The following is a 16,837-nucleotide window of genomic DNA, read 5'->3' as shown; positions in this document are numbered from 1 at the left end:
CACCCCTGCAACCCGAACCCCTAGGAGTCATCCGTGACCGTCGACCTCACGTCGCGGCGGCGTCGCCTCAAGCGCCTCGCCCTCGCGGCCACCGCGTCCGCCCTCGCCCTCACGCTCGCCGCGTGCTCGTCCGGCGGCGACGCCTCGCCCGGATCGTCCTCGGACACCGGCACCTACACGCTCGGACTCCAGGAGCCCGACAGCACGATCAACCCGCTCACCACCTCGGACTACAACGCGATGTTCATCGTGGGGTTGGCGTCCGAGGGCCTGCTCAGCCAGGACGCGAAGGGCAAGCTCGAGGGCCGTCTGGCCGACTCGTGGAAGGCGTCGTCCGACGGACGCACCTGGACGGTGCAGCTCCGCGACGACCTGCAGTTCTCCGACGGTGCCGCGCTCACGAGCAAGGACGTCGTCGCGACGTTCGACTCGATCATCGGCAAGGACAGCCAGTCGCCCGGCAAGTCGAGCTTCGACGGCATCCTGCAGTCGGTCGCCGCCGACGGTGCCTCGACCATCGACTTCACGCTCGCCAAACCGTACGCCGACTTCCCCTACCTGCTCACGGGCTCGAACACGACCATCCAGCCGGCCGGCTTCGACGCCGGCGCGAACTGGGCCAAGCAGCCCGTCGGCGCCGGACAGTTCGTGCTGACGAAGTACTCGGCCGGCCAGGGCGCCACGTTCACGAAGAACCCGGACTACTGGGACGCGAAGGACGTGGAGCTGCAGCAGGTCGACGTGAAGTTCTACGCCGACGACCAGGCCCAGCTGCTCGCGTTCCAGAGCGGGGAGATCGACCAGATCGCCGCCAGCCCCACCGCGACGTCGACACTGCAGGCCTCGGACTACACCGAGACCGAACCGTACTTCAACAAGTTCGACGGCATCTTCCTCGACGTCACCAAGGCGCCCTTCGACGACCCGAAGGTCCGTGAGGCCTTCGCCCTCGCGCTCGACCGCGAGGAGATCGTCAAGACGGTCTACGGCGGAGCAGCCGAGGTCGGCAACGACACCACGTTCTTCCCGAGTTCGGCGATCCAGCCGAAGGGACTCGAGCAGCGCAAGCAGGACAAGGCGAAGGTCGCGGACCTGCTCGGCGGCAGGACGGTCTCGTTCGAGATCACGACGCTCGACGCCGAGAAGGCCCTCGCCCAGGTGGTGCAGCAGCAGCTCGAGGCGGTCGGCGGGTTCGACGTCACCCTCAAGGTGCTGACGAGCGCGCAGTACTACGCCGACGGCGACGACACCCCGTGGCTGAACGCCCCGGTGACGATCACCAACTGGGCGCAGCGCCTGCCCGCGCAGTACGTCGACCTGATCTACCGCGACGGCGCCGTCTGGAACGCCTCGAAGTACTCGAGCCCGGAGCTCGAGCAGCTGACCGACCGGTACGAGTCGACGACCGACGAGTCGGAGCGGCAGGACCTGGCGAACCAGATCGCCGAGATCGAGTGGACCGACCTGCCCGTGATCGTCCCCGCGTTCGCGTCGAGCAGCATCCTGCTGCAGAAGCGCGTCACGGGCACCTTCCGGTCGGGGCAGGACTTCCCGGGCGGGTTCGACTTCCGGGGCATCGGGGTCACCGCGTCATGAGCACCGCGCGCCGCCGTCGTCTGCTGACCCTGGTCGGGCAACGGGTCGTCCAGATCCCGCTCGTCCTGGTCGTGGTCTCCGTCCTCACGTTCTGGCTCGTCCAGGTCGTGCCGGGGGACCCGGGCCGGAACGCCCTCGGGCAGTACGCGACGGCGGCGCAGGTGCGCGCGTGGAACGTCGACCACGGGCTCGACGGGTCCCTCGTCAGCCGGTACCTGCACTGGATCGGCGGGTTCGTCACGGGGGACTGGGGCACGAGCTTCGTCTACTCCGAGCCGGTCCGCGACCTGGTGCTCGGCCGTCTCGGCAACTCCCTGCTGCTCGGCGCGTACGCGTTCGTCATCATGGTGCCGGTCGCGATCACGCTCGGCGCCGTGCAGGCGTACCGGCAGGGTCGCCGCTCCGACCGTGCCGTCACGGTCGGGCTGCTGACGATCTCGGCGGTGCCGGAGTTCGTCGTCGGGATCGTGCTGCTGCTCGTCTTCGCGGTCTGGCTGCGGGTGGTGCCCGTGCAGGCATCCGGAGCGCTCGACGCCGGGTTCGGCGAGCGGCTCCGGGTGCTCACGCTGCCCGCCGTGGTGCTCGCCCTGGCGTACCTCGCCGTCCTGACCCGGATGGTGCGTGCGGGGACGATCGAGACGATCCGGTCGCAGTTCCACCGCACCGCCGTGCTCAAGGGCCTGACCACCGGCCAGGTCGTCCGCCGGCACGTCGTCCGCAACGCGCTCATCCCGACGTTCTCGGTGCTCGGCATCTACCTCGGCACCCTGCTCGGCGGCAGCGTCATCGTCGAGACCCTGTTCTCCTACCCGGGCCTCGGCGCGCTGCTCGTGTCGGCCGCCGAGCGCAAGGACGCCCTGCTGCTCGAGAGCGGGGTGATGCTCGCCGGGGCGCTCTCGCTCGGCGCGCTCCTGCTCACCGACCTGCTGTTCGTGGTGGTCGATCCCCGGATCCGCTTCGAACGGGCGGCCACCGCATGACCGCCGTCGTCCCCGGCGCCGTCGAGACCGACGGGCTCGCCGGTCGACCGTCGGCGTCGACCACCACGGGCACCGTACGGGTCACCCGCCGCGGGTGGCGCGGACTCCTCCGGCGTCCCACGTTCCTGGTCTCCGTGGCGATCCTGCTCTGGTGGGTCGTCCTGGCCGTGGGCTGGCACCTGCTCGGCCTGCAGCCCTTCGCCCGCACCGGTGAGCTCCTGCAGGCGCCGAGCGCTGCGCACTGGTTCGGCACCGACTCGCTCGGCCGTGACGTCTTCGCCCGCGTCGCCGCCGGGGCCCGGCCGGCGCTCGTCATCGGCCCGTTCGGCGCGGCGCTGGCGACCGTCGTCGGCGGCACCCTCGGCCTGCTCGCCGGCTACCACCGCGGGTGGGTCGACACCGCCCTGATGCGGTTCTTCGACGTGCTGCTCGCGTTGCCCAGCCTGATCTTCCTGGTCGTCCTCGTCGGTGCGTTCGGGGTGTCGACGCCCGCGCTCGTCCTCATCGTCGGCGTGCTCTTCGCGCCGGGCATCGCGCGGATCGTCCGGGCCGCGGTGCTCGTCGAGATGGGCAAGTCCTACGTCCAGGCCGCACGGCTGCAGGGCGAGAGCGCCGTCCGGGCGATGGTCACCGAGTTGCTGCCGAACGTGATCGGGGTCTTCGTGATCCAGGCGGTCCTGAGTCTCGGTGCCGCGATCTTCATCACCGCGTCGCTGTCGTTCCTCGGGCTCGGTTCGCAACCACCGGCCGCCGACTGGGGGCTCGACATCAACGCGAACCGCGCCTACCTGCAGGCCGCGTGGTGGACGGTCGTGTTCCCGGGTGTCGCCGTGGCGTCGATCGTCGTGTCCGCGAACCTGATCGCCGACAACCTCAAGGAGGTCTCCGAGTGAGCGAGCAGCCCCGGACCACCACCGGCACGACCGACGCACTGGTCCGCGTCGAGGGGCTCACCGTGTCGTACCGCGGCACCCGGGTGGTCGACGACGTCGCGTTCGTGATCGAGCCCGGTGGCTCGTACGGGCTCGTGGGCGAGTCCGGCTCCGGCAAGAGCACCGTCGCCGGCACGCTGACGGCGTCGCTCGGCCCGGACGCCGCCGTCGGGTCGTCGGCACTGGTCGTCGACGGCGTCGACGTCGCGTCCCTGCGCGGTGAGCGTCTCCGGCGGTTCCGGCGCGACGTCGTGGCGGTCGTCCACCAGGAACCCGGCCTCGCCCTCAACCCGACGATGACGGTCGGACGCCAGGTCGCCGAGGTCCTGCGCGCCACGGGCTCCGGCCGCGCGGCTGCGGACACCGCGACGATCGAGGCGTTCACGCGGGTCGGGCTGCCGTCACCGACGACGATCGGCGTGCGGTACCCGCACGAGCTGTCCGGCGGTCAGCAGCAGCGCGTCGCGATCGCGATGGCCCTGGTGGCCCGTCCGCGCCTGCTCGTGCTCGACGAACCCACCACCGGCCTGGACAGCACGGTCGAGGCGGGCATCATGGCGCTCATCGACGAGCTCCGGACCGAGATCGGCTTCGCGACCCTGCTCATCAGCCACAACCTGCCGCTGGTCGCGGCGCACTGCGGCCGGGTCGGGGTGCTCCGCCACGGGGTGCTCGTCGAGGAGGGCACCGCAGCCCAGGTGCTGCTCCACCCCACCGAGCCGTACACGAAGCAGCTCGTCGACGCCCTGCCCGACATCACGACGGGCAAGACGGGAACGACAGCCGAGACCGCACAGCGCGACGTGCTCGCGACGATCAGGGGCCTCCGCAAGGAGTACGACGGCGCCGTCGCCCTCGACGGCATCGACCTCGAGCTGCGCCGCGGTGAGGTGCTGGGCGTCGTGGGGGAGTCCGGCTCCGGCAAGACGACCTTCGGCCGAGCCCTCGCCGGACTGGTCGGACACGACGGCACGATCACGCTGGACGCGGGCGACCAGACGCCGACCGGTACCCCACCCGTGCAGGTCGTGTTCCAGAACGCGGACGCCTCGCTCAACCCGCGGCGCACGGTCCGACAGGTGCTCGGACGGGCGATCCGGCTGCTGCACGGCGACGGCACCGCCGAACAGCTCGCGGCGCGTGTCGGGCTGCCCGCCGACGTCCTCGACCGCCGGCCCGCGCAGCTGTCCGGCGGGCAGAAGCAGCGCGTCGCCATCGCCCGGGCGTTCGCCGGACCGGTGCCGCTGGTGGTGTGCGACGAACCCACGTCCGCCCTCGACGTCTCGGTGCAGGCGCGGATCCTCGACCTGGTGCTCGACCTGCAGCGCACCACCGGCACGACCTGCGTGTTCATCTCGCACGACCTCGCCGTCGTGCGCCGGGTCGCCGACCGCATCGCGGTCTTCGACGGTGGTCGCGTGGTCGACGTGGGCCCTGCGGAGCGGCTGTTCGACGCGGGCGCGCACCCGCGTACCCGCGAGCTCGTCGCGGCCGCGCTCGACCTGCGCCGGCGCGCCGGTCTGGTGGCTCCCGCGGCCTGAGTGGGGCCCGAGACCTGCGCACGTGGCGGACGGTAGGCCCGTGGCGGATCCGCCGCGGGCCTCCCGTCCGCCTGTCGGTCGCGCCCACTGCCGCGGACGCTGAGCGTTCCGCGCTACTTCGCGAGGAACGCCAGCACCACGCGGTTCCACTCGTCCGGGTGGCTGACGTTGACGCCGTGCGGGCCGCCGGACACGACGTGCAGCTCCGAACCGGCGATCGCGGCGTGCGTGCGGGCCCCCGAGCCCTCGTACGGCACGGTCGCGTCGCCGTCACCGTGGATGACGAGCGTCGGCACGGTGACCTTCGGCAGGTCGTCGCGGAAGTCGGTGTTCGCGAAGGACGCCATCGCCTCGAGCGCGGCGGTCTTCGACGCCTGCTTCGCGAGCGTGAGGGCCTGCTGCCGGTCCTCCTCGGAGACGACCAGGGTGCCGTCCACCGAGAAGAAGTCGGTCGTGAACTGGTCGTAGAACGCGTCCTCGTCCTTCGTCAGGCCGGCGGTCATCTCGGCCGCCTGCTCCTTCGGCAGCGGGCCGTCCGGGTTGTCCGACGTCTGCAGCAGGTACGGCGGCACGGCCGAGGCGAAGACGACGCTGTGCAGCCGCTCGGTGCCGTACTTCGAGAAGTACCGGGCGACCTCGCCGCCGCCCATCGAGAAGCCGACGAGGGTGACGTCCTGCAGGTCGAGCTCGGTGAGGATCGTGTGCAGGTCCTCGGTGAGGTGGTCGTAGTCGTAGCCGGTCTTCGGCTTGTCGCTGCGACCGAAGCCGCGACGGTCGTAGGTGACGACGCGGTGTCCGGCGTCGACGAACGCCGGGACCTGCTTGCTCCAGGACTCGCCGGACAGCGGCCAGCCGTGGATCAGGACGACGGTGCGGCCGGAGCCGCCGGTGTCGTCGACGTGCAGGTTCGTGTCCTTGAAGAGCCCGTGGTGGGCGGTGATCTCGGTCAAGAGTCGCTTCCTTCCCGCGCCGCACGGGAGGCGGCACGCACCTCGTTGCTACCAGCGGGATCCCGAGCGACAGCGCGGAGTGGACAGACCCCTCGGCGTCGGCGTCGGCCTCGGTGTCTGTGACGCGCGCGGCGACCACGGCCTACTGTCCAGCAGGATCAGGGAACCGTCACCGCGGCGGATGCCCCTCGTCACGAGGGAGCACCGATGAAGTACGTCAACTACGCGGGGACCGTCCGGGTCCTGACCGGTGACACGGTCGCCGACGCGGTGATCCGGTACGCGGCCGCCCTGCACCAGAGCCGGTTGAGCGACGTCGTGTCGGTCCCGACGACCGACGACTTCGGCGCGGCCAGCACGGTCGAGCTGTTGCTCGCACCCGCGGTGGCGGTCGCCCTGGAGCCGGCGCCCGACGACGACCTGGAACCCGAGGGAGGGGCGTTCCTGGCCGAGCTGAGCCGACGGACCGAGGCGGTCCTGGCGGTCGACGCCAGCAGGTTCCCGACCGACCTCGGGCGGTGAGCGCTGTGCGCGCGGTGCGTGTCGCTCCGACCGCGGGGCGTTCAGGCGACCGGCTCGTCGCCCGTCAGGTCCGAGCGGGTGTCGGCGTGGATCGTCTCAGGGTGGTCGAACGTCCGCGCTGCAGCACGCAGGCGTTCCACGAACTCACCGTTCTCGACCTCGAGCTCGTCCTCGTCCGCGTCGGCGACGACGATCTCGCTCGACGGGCCGATGAGGATCTTCGTGGTCGTCATCGTGCCGTCCTCCGCCACCGTCGGGACCGCGATCGCGTCGGCGCGACTGCCGCCGGCGAGCGCCGCGGCGTACTCGATCACGGCGTCGGCGACGTCGTCGCTCGTCAGGAACGTGGAGCGGTCGTACTGGATGTACTTCATGTCGCATCAGTCAAACGCGCGGATGCTGGTCGTCGTCCAGGAAACCCGGCGCGTCGTGCGTTGCGCGGATGCCGACATGTCGCGAGGATCATCACGTGCCCGAGATGATGCACCGCACGCAGCGGGAGATCAGGACAGACGAGCCGTCGGTCGCGGCCGAGGCACTGTCGGTGACCCACGTGACCCACGGACTCACCGTCGAGGCAACCGGAGAGGGCTTCGTCTTCGAGGAGCGCGTGCGGGGCACCGCCCTGCTCTCCCTCGAGTCGACGCGGTGCACGGGTGCCCTGAGCGGCGCGGTCGAGCCCGGGCGGGGGATGATGATCGTCTGGGTGAAGGCCGGTTCGGCGCAGGTCGACGACAACCCGGTGCAGATCGGCCGCCCCGTGCTCTACCGACAGGACCCGCAGCGGTTCCGGTGGGTGGACTTCCAGCACGACGTGCTGCGCATCGACCGGTCGATCGTCGAGCAGGTCGCCGCCGAGCGCGGTGACTGGGCGCCGGGTCCGCTGGAGTTCCGTCCCCGACACGTGCCAGAGGGTGCGCCGCTCGCCGCCTGGTGGCTCATGGTCCGGTCGGTCGCGCAGGAGGTCCTGCAGGGTCCGACGGACGTGCCGCTCGAGCGGGAGCGCGAGCTCGCCCGGTTCGCCGCCGGCGGCTTGCTGACCGCGATCCCGCACTGGCCGGTGGGGCAGCACGAGCCGGTGATGGCGTCGACGGCGCGCTTCGCTCGTGCCGAGACGTTCCTGCTCGACCACGCGACCGAGCAGATCACCGTGAACGACGTCGCCGAGGCCGCGGGCCTGAGCGTCCGCGGGGTGCAGGCGGCGTTCCAGCGGCACCACGGCATCACGCCGACGATGTACCTGCGCCGGATCCGGCTCCTGCTCGCCCGGGAGCAGCTCGAGGCCGGCGACGACCGCAGCGTCGCCGAGATCGCCCGGGCGACGGGGTTCGCGCACCTGGGCCGGTTCGCGGGGAGCTACCGGCAGGAGTTCGGGGAGCTGCCGCGGCAGACGGCGCTGGCGGCGCGGGAGTAGCGGTCCGGCGTTCTGTCAACCGACGGCCGACGGCCGGCGGTCGGTCGTTGTCGACGGTCGGCGGTCGGTCGTTGTCGACGGTCGGCGGTCGGTCGTTGTCGACGGTCGGCGGTCGGTCGTTGTCGACGGCTTCGCGCCGGCTCATCCGTCGGGCGTCAGAGCCGTCCGAGGCCGTCGCCGACCAGGACCGCGCCGACGAGCACGAGGACGACGACGGTCACGGCCCGCGAGTTGTGCCGCAGCCAGGTGCGGAACCGCTCCAGGTCCGCGCGGGCCGGCTCCCCGCCGACCAGTGCGAAGACGATCGGCCCCGTCACCGTGGCCGTCATCAGCAGGGTGCTCGCCCCGACGAGGACGGTCGACGGCACCGCCGGCAGCTCAGCCGGGGCGAGCACGATGCCGACGCCGGACGCCAGCAGCAGGGCCTTCGGGCGCAGCGCGAGCACGGCGCCCACGGCGAGCGCGACGGCGGGTCGGACGGTGCCCACCGCCGCCGTCAGGAGTGCGCTCGTCCGGCTCGGTCCCGCTGCGGCGGGGCGCCGGAACACGACCCCCGCGGCGAGGACCGCGACGACCCCGAGCACGCACTCGCCCAGGCCGAGGCCCGGTGACGCCGTCGCCGGCAGGTCCACGACGAGGACACGGCCGAGCAGCGCGGTCGCGGCGACCGTGACCACGAAGACCCCGGTTACCGAGCCGACGGCGAACAGGACGGCCGGACCGAGGCCGCGACCGCCGAGCAGCAGGGTGAGCACCGCGGCGATGGGGACGGAGCTCAGCGCACCGGCGATGGCGAGGGGCAGGAGCTGGCCGATCACGGCGAGCACGGTGCCGGTCAGACCCCTCGGTCGTCCTCGTCGACCCGGCGGACGACACGCTGTCCGGTCACGGGGTCGATCTCGGTGACGACGCTCGTCGTGGCACGTCGCGGCCGGAGCCGGAGGACGATCCCCAGCACGAGGACCAGGAAACCGGCGACCATCAGGATGTAGCCGATGAGCTGGATGTCGATGCCGACGACCGTGAAGTCGAACGCGAACGCCATGATCGCGCCGACGACGAGCAGGAAGATCCCACCGCCGATGCTCACGGTGTCACCGCGGGTCGTGCTGTCACGGGGTTCATGGACGCAACGATCGACGGCCGGTGCCGGCGGTGCATCACCCGCCCCGGGTGATCTGCGGAGGCGTGCCAGATCACCCGCTCAGGGTGGTGCCCGACCCGTTCCGGCGCGGCTACACCTGGTGCCATGACCACAGGGGAGGCACCGTGACCACCTTCACGTACGGCCCGGCCGAGGTGTTCGTCGTCTCGTTCCGGGGCGAGCTGCCCGACGACGCCGTGCTCGGCGCGCTCGTCGACCTGACGGACGCCGAGACGGTCCGGGTCCTCGACCTGCTGCTCATCAGCCGGGCCGACGACGGCACCGTCCACGTCCGCGAGCTCGACGACGTGACCAGGACCGGCACGTCCGGCTCGGTCGCCCTCGAAGCCCGCGGCCTGGCCGCCAACGACGACGTCGACCAGGTCGCGGACACGCTCGCGCCCGGGACCTCGGCCGCGATCGTCGTGATCGAGCAGCTCTGGGCCAAGGACCTGGCGGAGCGGTTCGCCGACAGCGGGGGCCAGCTGCTCTGGAGCGCACGCGTCCCCGCACCGGAACTCAACGACCTCGCCGCTTCGGCGCACATCGGGTAGGAGACACCATGCCGTTCCGAAGATTCGGCCGACCCGGCCTGCTCGGGCTCGCTGCACGGACCGCGGTCGTGGCCGGGACCGCGTCGGCGGTCGGCGGTGCGGTGCGCGAGCACGAGGAGCGTGCGGCAGAGGACCGCGCCGCAGAGGAGCGGGTCGCAGCGGAACGCGCCGCAGCGGAACGCGCCGCAGCGGAACGCTCCGTGGTGGACGTCCCCGCCGCTCCCGACCTGCTGGGCGAGCTCGAGCGACTCGGCCGGCTCCGGCAGCAGGGCCTCCTGTCCGACGACGAGTTCGCCGCCGCCAAGCAGCGCCTCATCGGCGGATGACGGACACCGACCACCTGCAGCACGACCGTTCGACAACCACGAGGAAAGGGAACCCCCATGGCCACCACGACCACCGCCACCGACTCGACCGTCGGTGTCTTCGCCACGAGTGACGAGGCCCTCCGCGCCGCCAAGGCGCTCAAGGACGCCGGGTACGGCGACGACGTCGTCTCCATCGTCGGCAAGGGCGTCAAGGACGACAAGAAGGTGCACGGCTGGATCCCGGTCGGCAACGAGGCCGGCACGTTCGGCGGGTGGGGTGCCCTGTGGGGCGCGCTCACCGGTTGGCTGCTGCTCGGGTTCGTCTGGCTCCCCGGCATCGGGTGGGTCGCTGCCGCCGGGTGGCTGGCCAGCACGCTCGTCGGTGCCGGGATCGGTGCGGGTCTCGGCGCACTCATCGGCCTGGCGGTCCCCGAGGACGAGATCCCGCAGTACGAGGACGACCTGAAGGCCGACCGGTACCTCGTGATCGTGCACGGTGACGGCGCCACCGTCGACGCCGCCCACCGCATCCTCGACGGCGCCGGGCCGGTCCGGGTCAGCCGCTACTCCGAGTGATGACCACCACCAACGGATGGAAACGATCATGGCAGACCTCATCGTGATCTCGTTCGACGACGACGCCAGTGCCGTCGCCGCCTACGAGGAAGTCCAGCAGCTGCAGAGCGACCTCGTCGTCGAGTTGTCCGGCCTCGCGCTCGTCCGCGTCGACGACAAGGGCAAGACGCACGTCGAGACCCCTGGTCCGGCGGGCAACGTCGGGGCCGGTGCCGCCGGAGGTGCCCTGTTCGGCACCCTCCTCGGACTCCTGTTCTTCGTGCCGTTCTTCGGACTGGTGATCGGCGGTGCGCTCGGCGCGCTGTTCGCCGGGCTCGACAAGACCGGGCTGAACGCCGAGTTCCGCGACCGGGTGAAGAGCGCCGTCGCGGACGGTCGTTCCGCGGTCGTCATCTACGCCACGAAGATCACCGAGGACAAGTTCGGTGCGGCCCTCTCCCGCTTCGGCGGGACCATCGTGCAGACCTCGTTGTCGGCAGACGACGAACACGAACTCGCGCACGACATGACCGGCGCGCGCTGAGCGTGCGCCCCCGGTGACGCGCCGCCGACACCTGACGTCGGCGGCGCGTCGCCATCCCAGCGGAAGGACCGGTCTCATGGGTGCGCTCATCGTCGGCCTCGTCGCGCCGGCGCTCGGGATCCTGCTCAGCCCACTGGCGATCATGGCCCTGGTGGCCGAGCTGCTCTCGCGGCGGTACCGCGCCAACGGCCTCGCGTTCTTCGTCGGCTGGCTGCTCGCCACCGTGGTCGTCGTGGGGGTCTCCGTCGCGGTGTTCACCGCGATCGACTTCCACCCCCGGACCGACACCCCGCTCTGGACGGCCGTGGTCCGGCTGGTCATCGCCCTCGGGCTGATCGCCGCCGCGGTCTGGGTGTTCCGACGGGGCGGCCGTGACCTGCGGAAGATGTCCGAGGCGTCGACACCCGAGCAGGTCGCGGCAGCCGCACCGCAGCTGCCCGGCTGGCTGCAGAAGGTCAGCGAGTTCACGCCGGCGCGGTCCCTCGCCCTCGGGTTCGGCATCTTCGCCGTCAACCCCGTCGACGCCTCGTGCGCGATCATCGCCGGCATCGACATCGCCGGCGCCCCGGTGACCGCCGGGCAGGGCGCCGCCGTGGCGATCGCCTTCGTGGTCGTCGGGGTCGCACCGATCGCCGTCCCGGTGTTCTTCGTGCTCGCGCGTGGGGACGCTGCGGCACCGCTCCTCGAGCGCCTGCGCACCTGGATCGCCGGCCACACCAACGTGCTGAACGCGGCGCTCATCCTGGTCATCGGTGTGCTGCAGCTGCAGAAGGCCGTCTCCGCCCTGATCTCCTGACGTTCGCCGCTCCCGGGAAGGACCGCAGCCCATGACCAGCACCGAGGACGAACTCGCCGCACTCCGCGCCGAGAACGCGCGCCTGCGCATCCGGCTCGCAGGGCAGACCGCCGACGACACCCCGGTCCGCCGCCGGGGGTGGGGCTGGGCGATCCCGTCCGCCGCACTGATCGTGGTCGGGGCGCTGCTCGCACCGGTGGTGGTGATCACCACCTGGGCACAGCGCGAGGTCACCTCGACCGAGGCCTTCGTGGCGACGTTCGCGCCGCTCGCCCGCGACCGGGCGGTCCAGACGCTGGTCGCGGACCGCACGGTCGGCGCGATCGAGGACCAGTTGGACGTCGCCGGGCTGACCGGAGCGCTCTTCGACGGCATCCGCGGGTTGGACCTGCCGCCCCGGGCGGAGACCGCGCTCTCGGCGCTCGAGGCGCCGGCGACCGCCGGCATCCAGGACCTGGTCTCCGGCACCGTGGACCGGTTCGTGGCGTCCGACCAGTTCGCCGACCTGTGGAAGCAACTGCTCCGCACCGGGCACACCCAGATGGTGGCGTCGCTCAGCGGCGACCGACGGGCAGCGGTCGCGATCGGAGCGGACGGATCGATCGGCATCCAGCTCGGCCCGGTCGTCGCCGAGGTCAAGGAGCGGCTCGTCGACCGGGGCCTCACCTTCGCCGAACGGATCCCCGCGGTCGACCGGACCATCGTCATCGCGACGTCCGACGCAGCAGTCCGGGCGCAGACCGGGTACACCCTGCTGCAGGTGTCCGCCGTGTGGCTGCCGTGGCTCCTGGTCGCCTGCATCGCCGTCGGCGTCGTCATGGCCAGACGCCGGGCCCGGGCGCTCACCCTCGCCGCGGTCGGCGTCGCCCTCGCCATGCTCGCCACGCTCGCCGGGATCGGGATCGGACGGGTGTTCGCGGTGCGGGCGCTGGCGCCGGACCTCATGCCCCGCAACGCAGCTCGAGCCGTCTACGACGCTGTGGTGGCCTTCGCCGCGCACGCCGCCGTGGCCGGCGCGGTCCTCGCGGCGTGCGTGGCCCTCGTCGCGTGGTTCGCCGGCTCGTCCGACACGGCCCGACGCATGCGGAGCCTCGCCGTCCGCGGTGCCGGGGCACTCCGCCGCCGCGGCGACGCCCTCGGCATCGGCACCGGGCGGGTCGGGGTGCAGCTGTACCGGGGCAGGGTCGTCATCCGCACCCTCATCGCGCTCGGTGCGGCCACCGTCATCGTGCTCGGACGCCCGCTCGAACCGGCGCTCGTCGTGTGGACCCTGGTCGGCGCGCTCGTCCTCGTCGCCGTGCTCGAGGTCCTCCAGCGTCCGGACGGGGCTCGCGGCGACGCCGGGGTCTCACCCGGAACTGACGATCCCGTCGGTTCCGCAGCGCACTAGCGTCCGAGCACGGCATCCGGGGACCGGGGCCGCGAGGGAGACGAGGCCCCGATGTCACTCTGGAAGCGCCGACTGCACCGATCGCGCCGACCGCACCGACCCGCCGATCCGGCGATGCCGATCGATGCCGCGTCCGATGCGGCGCCGGCCGCCGCGGTCGGGTCCGGTCGCGGGCTGCGGATCATGCTCGGTCTCGCCGCAGCGGTCGTCGTCGCCGTCGGCTGCTCCCGGTTCGCCGGCATCATCGCTCCCACGGCGCTCGCCCTCGTCGTGACCATCTGCGTCCAGCCGGCCCGGGTGTTCCTCGAACGACTCGGCCTCGCCCGGAGCCTCGCCTCGGCGGTCGTCATCGTGGTGATCCTGGTGCTGCTGGTGGGGTTCTCGCTGGCGCTCGTGGTCTCGGTCGCGCAGTTCGCCACGCTGTTCCCGCAGTACGCCGACCAGATGCACGCGGTGGAGGACCAACTCGGGCAGTGGCTGACGTCGCTCGGCGTCGGGCAGCAGGAGGTGCAGACGCTGCTGGCGGGGCTCAGCCCCGGCACCGTCATCGGCGCGGTGTCGGACCTGGTCGGCAGCGTCTTCGGCCTCGGCGTCGGCCTGGTCGTCGTCCTCGCGCTGATCGTCTTCATGACGCTCGACGCCGGGTGGGGGCGACTCATCGCCGACCGGCTCCGGCCGGTCCGCCCCCAGCTCGTCGAAGCCCTCACCGGCTTCACCGTCAGTGTCCGCCGGTACATGGTCGTCACGGCCGTCCTCGGCGCCGCGGTCTCCGCGCTCGACGCCCTCGCGCTGGTCCTGCTCGGGGTCCCCGGCGCAGCGCTCTGGGGCCTGCTGGCCTTCATCACCGGCTTCATCCCGAACATCGGCTACTGGATCGGCATCATCCCGCCCGTCATCCTCGCCCTGCTCGCGAACGGCTGGCAGAACGCGATCGTCGTCATCGTCGTCTACGCCGTGATCAACGGGGTCATCCAGTCCGGCCTGCAGCCGCACATCGTCGGGTCGGCGGTGTCCCTCAACCAGACCATCGCGTTCCTGTCCGTCGTCTTCTGGTCGGCCGTACTCGGGCCGCTGGGCGCCGTCCTCGCCATCCCGCTGACCCTGCTGGTCCGCGCGGTCCTGGTCGACGCGAACCCGGACGCGCGGTGGATGCGCCCGGTGCTCGGCGACGTGACCGGCCTCGGGCCCCCAACTCGGCGGACGGAACGCCGCACACCGACCGCTCCCGGCGGCACCACGACGACGAAGGGCACCCCGTGAACACCGCTCCACTCATCGGCGAGCTCCTGCCGCAGGCAGTGACCATCGCGATCAGCCCGATCCCGATCATCGCCGCGATCCTGATGCTGCTCGCGCCGCGCGCCAGGTCGGTCGCGACGGCGTTCCTGGTCGGCTGGGTCGTCGGCATCGCGGTGGCCGTCGTGGCCGTCACCCTGTTGTCGTCCCTGATCCCGGCCGGTGACCCCGACGCGTCGCAACCCGTCGCCGGGGTCGTGAAGCTGGTGCTCGGCGTGCTGCTCGTGCTGCTCGCCGTCCGGCAGTGGCGTGCCCGGCCGGCCCCTGGCACCACCGCGACGCCCCCGAAGTGGATGTCCGCGATCGACTCGATGACGCCGGTGCGCGCCGCCGGGCTGGCCTTCCTGCTCGCCGCCGTCAACCCGAAGAACCTCATGATGGCCGTGGCGGCCGGCGTCACCGTCGGCACCAGCGGCGCGGACACCGGGTCGGTCGTCTGGGCGCTCGTCGTGTTCGTCGTCCTCGCGTCGCTGAGCATCGCCGTCCCCGTGGTCGGCTACCTGGTCGCCCGCACCCGGGTGCAGGGAGCACTCGGGGCGCTGCGCGACTGGCTCACCGCCAACAACGCCACGATCATGGCCGTCCTGCTGCTCGTCATCGGTGTGACGACCATCGGCAAGGGCCTCGGTGCGTTCTGATGCGCATCCTGGCCGGGCTCGACCGTCAGTCGTGGCGCACGGAGGCACTCTCCGGCGTGACCCTCGCGGCGATCGCCATCCCGCTGAACATCGGGTACGCGCAGATCGCCGGTCTGCCACCGACCGCCGGGCTGTACTCCCTGATCGTGCCGGCGGTGCTGTTCGCCCTGCTCGCCTCGAGTCGGCAGCTGGTGGCGTCGCCGGACGCCGCAGCGGCCGCGCTCGTCGGATCGTCGCTCGCCGGGCTCGCGGCGACGGGCAGCGCGTCGTACGTCCAGCTCGCACTGGCGCAGGCACTCGTCGGCGCCGTCGTGTTCGCCCTGTGCGCCGTCCTGAAGCTGGGGTTCCTGGCCAACTTCCTGTCCGCGCCGATCCTGGTCGGGTTCGTGGGCGGTCTCGCGCTCGACATCCTGCTCAGCCAGGTGGCGAAGATGCTCGGGGTCAAGGTGAACAGCGGTGACGAGTTCCTCCCACGGTTCGGGGAACTCGTCACCGGGCTCGGACACCTCAACGTGTGGTCGGTGTGCCTGTCCGTCGGGTCGGTGGCCGTCCTGGTCATCGGCCGCCGGTTCCGAGCGGTCCCGTGGGCACTCGTCGTGCTCGTCCTGACGACCGTCGTCCTGGTCGTGTTCCGGCTGGACGACGCCGGCGTGGCCGTGCTCGGTGAGGTGCCGGCCGGACCCCCGACCCTGACGTGGCCGCAGATCTCGTGGCACCAGTGGGTCCAGGTCATCCCGAGCGCCGTCGCGCTGACCCTCGTCGCGATGGCCGAGGGGTTGCTCGTGGCCCGTCGGTACGCCGAGGCGCACGACTACACGGACCGGGCGAACCGCGACCTCTGGGCGTTCGGTGCTGCGAACCTCGGCTCCGGCGTCACCGGCGGGTTCACGGTCGGTTCGTCGGCCTCGCGGACGGCGGCCATGGACCAGAGCGGGTCCAGGACCCAGCTGCCGTCGCTGATCGCCGCGGTGCTCACCCTGCTCGTCGTCTGCTTCGGCACCGCGCTGCTGCAGGACATCCCCTCGCCGGCGATCGGCGCGATCGTCGCCGTCGCGGTCGTGCCGCTCCTGGGCCTCCGCGACTTCGCTCGGCTCTGGCGGCTCCGACGGTTCGAGTTCGTCGTCGCCGCCGTCTGCTTCCTCGGGGTGTTGCTGCTCGGGCCGATCATCGGCATCGCGATCGCCTTCGTCCTGTCACTCGTCAACGTCATCAGGTCTGCCGCGAACCCGCCCGCCGACGTCCTGGTGCCGAGCGGCGACCCGGTCGACGTGTTCCGGGCCGCCCGTGACGGCAGCGTCTCGTCGGCACCCGGCGTCGTGGTCCTCCGGTTCTCCGGACCGCTCTTCTTCGGCAATGCCCAGCGCTTCGCGTCGGCGGTCCGCTCCGTGCTCGCACCCGGCGACCAGGCCGTCCCGGTGCACGCCCTGGTGCTCGACTGCAGCGCGGTTACCGGGATCGACACGACCGCGGCGGACGTCGCCGGCGAGGCGCTCGACTGGGCCCGCGCCAACGGGGTCGAGGTCGGCTTCTCACGGGCGCGGGCGGCGACGCGGGCCGACCTCGAGCACTTCGACCTGGTCGGGGGCAGCCGCTTCTTCCCGAGCAACCGGGCGGCCGTCGCCGAACTCGGTCGCGGAGGCCGCTGAGGCCCCTGAGGCTCCTGAGTCCGCTGAAGCC

The 16,837-nt window shown here is 72.0% G+C and carries 19 protein-coding genes; 15 read left to right on the top strand and 4 right to left on the bottom strand.

The window, feature by feature from the left end:
- Nucleotides 1-33: 33 nt before the first annotated feature.
- From EDF40_RS14270 to EDF40_RS14255, 4 genes are read left to right on the top strand one after another with little or no spacing between them, the layout of a single operon-like run.
- Nucleotides 34-1,596, top strand: coding sequence for an ABC transporter substrate-binding protein (locus EDF40_RS14270; RefSeq protein WP_123340446.1), 1,563 nt, complete (start codon nucleotides 34-36; stop codon nucleotides 1,594-1,596).
- Nucleotides 1,593-2,576, top strand: coding sequence for an ABC transporter permease (locus EDF40_RS14265; protein ID WP_111085670.1), 984 nt, complete (start codon nucleotides 1,593-1,595; stop codon nucleotides 2,574-2,576). The genes EDF40_RS14270 and EDF40_RS14265 overlap by 4 nt, the downstream gene beginning before the upstream one ends.
- A complete protein-coding gene (locus EDF40_RS14260) occupies nucleotides 2,573-3,469 on the top strand; it encodes an ABC transporter permease (RefSeq protein WP_123340552.1) in 897 nt (298 codons plus the stop codon). Before EDF40_RS14265 ends, EDF40_RS14260 begins: the two co-directional genes overlap by 4 nt.
- Entirely contained in the window at nucleotides 3,466-5,049 is a 1,584-nt protein-coding gene (locus tag EDF40_RS14255; protein WP_185003091.1) for an ABC transporter ATP-binding protein, read from the top strand. The genes EDF40_RS14260 and EDF40_RS14255 overlap by 4 nt, the downstream gene beginning before the upstream one ends.
- Before the next feature lie 113 nt (nucleotides 5,050-5,162).
- Here EDF40_RS14255 and EDF40_RS14250 read toward each other — a convergent pair whose 3' ends face one another.
- The gene (locus tag EDF40_RS14250; protein ID WP_123340448.1) at nucleotides 5,163-5,999 is read right to left on the bottom strand and encodes an alpha/beta fold hydrolase; all 837 of its coding nucleotides are present in this window, start codon (nucleotides 5,997-5,999) and stop codon (nucleotides 5,163-5,165) included.
- 207 nt (nucleotides 6,000-6,206) lie between these two features.
- On the opposite strand from EDF40_RS14250, the gene EDF40_RS14245 reads away from it, so the two are divergent.
- On the top strand, nucleotides 6,207-6,521 hold the full coding sequence (locus EDF40_RS14245) for a hypothetical protein (protein WP_123340449.1): 315 nt from the start codon (nucleotides 6,207-6,209) through the stop codon (nucleotides 6,519-6,521).
- 41 nt (nucleotides 6,522-6,562) lie between these two features.
- On the opposite strand, the gene EDF40_RS14240 is transcribed toward EDF40_RS14245, so the two are convergent.
- A complete protein-coding gene (locus EDF40_RS14240; protein WP_123340450.1) occupies nucleotides 6,563-6,895 on the bottom strand; it encodes a hypothetical protein in 333 nt (110 codons plus the stop codon).
- 104 nt (nucleotides 6,896-6,999) lie between these two features.
- Between EDF40_RS14240 and EDF40_RS14235 the strand changes: the two genes are divergently transcribed.
- A complete protein-coding gene (locus EDF40_RS14235) occupies nucleotides 7,000-7,935 on the top strand; it encodes an AraC family transcriptional regulator (protein ID WP_260213451.1) in 936 nt (311 codons plus the stop codon).
- A gap of 155 nt (nucleotides 7,936-8,090) precedes the next feature.
- Here the strand turns inward: EDF40_RS14235 and EDF40_RS14230 are convergent, their stop codons facing one another.
- Both EDF40_RS14230 and EDF40_RS14225 read right to left on the bottom strand, forming a co-directional pair.
- Complete coding sequence (locus EDF40_RS14230) at nucleotides 8,091-8,753, bottom strand: GAP family protein (RefSeq protein WP_185003089.1); 663 nt, start codon at nucleotides 8,751-8,753, stop codon at nucleotides 8,091-8,093.
- Between the two features lie 17 nt (nucleotides 8,754-8,770).
- Nucleotides 8,771-9,025 carry a DUF6458 family protein gene (locus EDF40_RS14225; protein ID WP_123340453.1) on the bottom strand — a complete coding sequence of 85 codons (255 nt, stop codon included), beginning with the start codon at nucleotides 9,023-9,025 and terminating at the stop codon, nucleotides 8,771-8,773.
- A 179-nt stretch (nucleotides 9,026-9,204) separates the two neighbouring features.
- Here EDF40_RS14225 and EDF40_RS14220 point away from each other — a divergent pair, with 179 nt between their 5' ends.
- The 9 genes from EDF40_RS14220 to EDF40_RS14180 all read left to right on the top strand — a co-directional run bounded on the left by EDF40_RS14220 (nucleotide 9,205) and on the right by EDF40_RS14180 (nucleotide 16,806).
- A complete protein-coding gene (locus EDF40_RS14220) occupies nucleotides 9,205-9,633 on the top strand; it encodes a DUF6325 family protein (RefSeq protein ID WP_123340454.1) in 429 nt (142 codons plus the stop codon).
- A gap of 8 nt (nucleotides 9,634-9,641) precedes the next feature.
- Nucleotides 9,642-9,959, top strand: coding sequence for an SHOCT domain-containing protein (locus EDF40_RS14215; protein WP_123340455.1), 318 nt, complete (start codon nucleotides 9,642-9,644; stop codon nucleotides 9,957-9,959).
- Nucleotides 9,960-10,016: 57 nt separating this feature from the next.
- Complete coding sequence (locus tag EDF40_RS14210) at nucleotides 10,017-10,517, top strand: DUF1269 domain-containing protein (protein ID WP_123340456.1); 501 nt, start codon at nucleotides 10,017-10,019, stop codon at nucleotides 10,515-10,517.
- A gap of 28 nt (nucleotides 10,518-10,545) precedes the next feature.
- Nucleotides 10,546-11,040 carry a DUF1269 domain-containing protein gene (locus tag EDF40_RS14205; RefSeq protein WP_123292617.1) on the top strand — a complete coding sequence of 165 codons (495 nt, stop codon included), beginning with the start codon at nucleotides 10,546-10,548 and terminating at the stop codon, nucleotides 11,038-11,040.
- A 76-nt stretch (nucleotides 11,041-11,116) separates the two neighbouring features.
- A complete protein-coding gene (locus EDF40_RS14200) occupies nucleotides 11,117-11,836 on the top strand; it encodes a GAP family protein (protein ID WP_123340457.1) in 720 nt (239 codons plus the stop codon).
- A 31-nt stretch (nucleotides 11,837-11,867) separates the two neighbouring features.
- Nucleotides 11,868-13,226 (top strand): hypothetical protein, encoded by a 1,359-nt coding sequence (locus EDF40_RS14195; protein WP_123340458.1) that lies wholly within the window; start codon nucleotides 11,868-11,870, stop codon nucleotides 13,224-13,226.
- Between the two features lie 51 nt (nucleotides 13,227-13,277).
- A complete protein-coding gene (locus EDF40_RS14190) occupies nucleotides 13,278-14,486 on the top strand; it encodes an AI-2E family transporter (RefSeq protein WP_123340459.1) in 1,209 nt (402 codons plus the stop codon).
- Nucleotides 14,483-15,160 (top strand): GAP family protein, encoded by a 678-nt coding sequence (locus EDF40_RS14185; protein WP_123340460.1) that lies wholly within the window; start codon nucleotides 14,483-14,485, stop codon nucleotides 15,158-15,160. The genes EDF40_RS14190 and EDF40_RS14185 overlap by 4 nt, the downstream gene beginning before the upstream one ends.
- Nucleotides 15,160-16,806 (top strand): SulP family inorganic anion transporter, encoded by a 1,647-nt coding sequence (locus EDF40_RS14180; protein WP_123340461.1) that lies wholly within the window; start codon nucleotides 15,160-15,162, stop codon nucleotides 16,804-16,806. The genes EDF40_RS14185 and EDF40_RS14180 overlap by 1 nt, the downstream gene beginning before the upstream one ends.
- Nucleotides 16,807-16,837: the final 31 nt, after the last annotated feature.

The organism is Curtobacterium sp. PhB170 (assembly GCF_003752345.1).
Lineage (GTDB): Bacteria > Actinomycetota > Actinomycetes > Actinomycetales > Microbacteriaceae > Curtobacterium.
Note: the sequence above shows the minus strand (reverse complement) of the source record. Positions and strands in the feature narration are given on the sequence as shown.

What these genes read in the sequence shown, in the direction of transcription:
- EDF40_RS14200 (WP_123340457.1), top strand. Translation starts at nt 11,117, where the DNA reads ATGGGTGCGCTCATCGTCGGCCTCGTCGCGCCGGCGCTCGGGATCCTG.
- EDF40_RS14210 (WP_123340456.1), top strand. Translation starts at nt 10,017, where the DNA reads ATGGCCACCACGACCACCGCCACCGACTCGACCGTCGGTGTCTTCGCC.
- EDF40_RS14235 (WP_260213451.1), top strand. Translation starts at nt 7,000, where the DNA reads ATGATGCACCGCACGCAGCGGGAGATCAGGACAGACGAGCCGTCGGTC.
- EDF40_RS14190 (WP_123340459.1), top strand. Translation starts at nt 13,278, where the DNA reads ATGTCACTCTGGAAGCGCCGACTGCACCGATCGCGCCGACCGCACCGA.
- EDF40_RS14195 (WP_123340458.1), top strand. Translation starts at nt 11,868, where the DNA reads ATGACCAGCACCGAGGACGAACTCGCCGCACTCCGCGCCGAGAACGCG.
- EDF40_RS14215 (WP_123340455.1), top strand. Translation starts at nt 9,642, where the DNA reads ATGCCGTTCCGAAGATTCGGCCGACCCGGCCTGCTCGGGCTCGCTGCA.
- EDF40_RS14265 (WP_111085670.1), top strand. Translation starts at nt 1,593, where the DNA reads ATGAGCACCGCGCGCCGCCGTCGTCTGCTGACCCTGGTCGGGCAACGG.
- EDF40_RS14205 (WP_123292617.1), top strand. Translation starts at nt 10,546, where the DNA reads ATGGCAGACCTCATCGTGATCTCGTTCGACGACGACGCCAGTGCCGTC.
- EDF40_RS14245 (WP_123340449.1), top strand. Translation starts at nt 6,207, where the DNA reads ATGAAGTACGTCAACTACGCGGGGACCGTCCGGGTCCTGACCGGTGAC.
- EDF40_RS14240 (WP_123340450.1), bottom strand. Translation starts at nt 6,895, where the DNA reads ATGAAGTACATCCAGTACGACCGCTCCACGTTCCTGACGAGCGACGAC.
- EDF40_RS14260 (WP_123340552.1), top strand. Translation starts at nt 2,573, where the DNA reads ATGACCGCCGTCGTCCCCGGCGCCGTCGAGACCGACGGGCTCGCCGGT.
- EDF40_RS14180 (WP_123340461.1), top strand. Translation starts at nt 15,160, where the DNA reads ATGCGCATCCTGGCCGGGCTCGACCGTCAGTCGTGGCGCACGGAGGCA.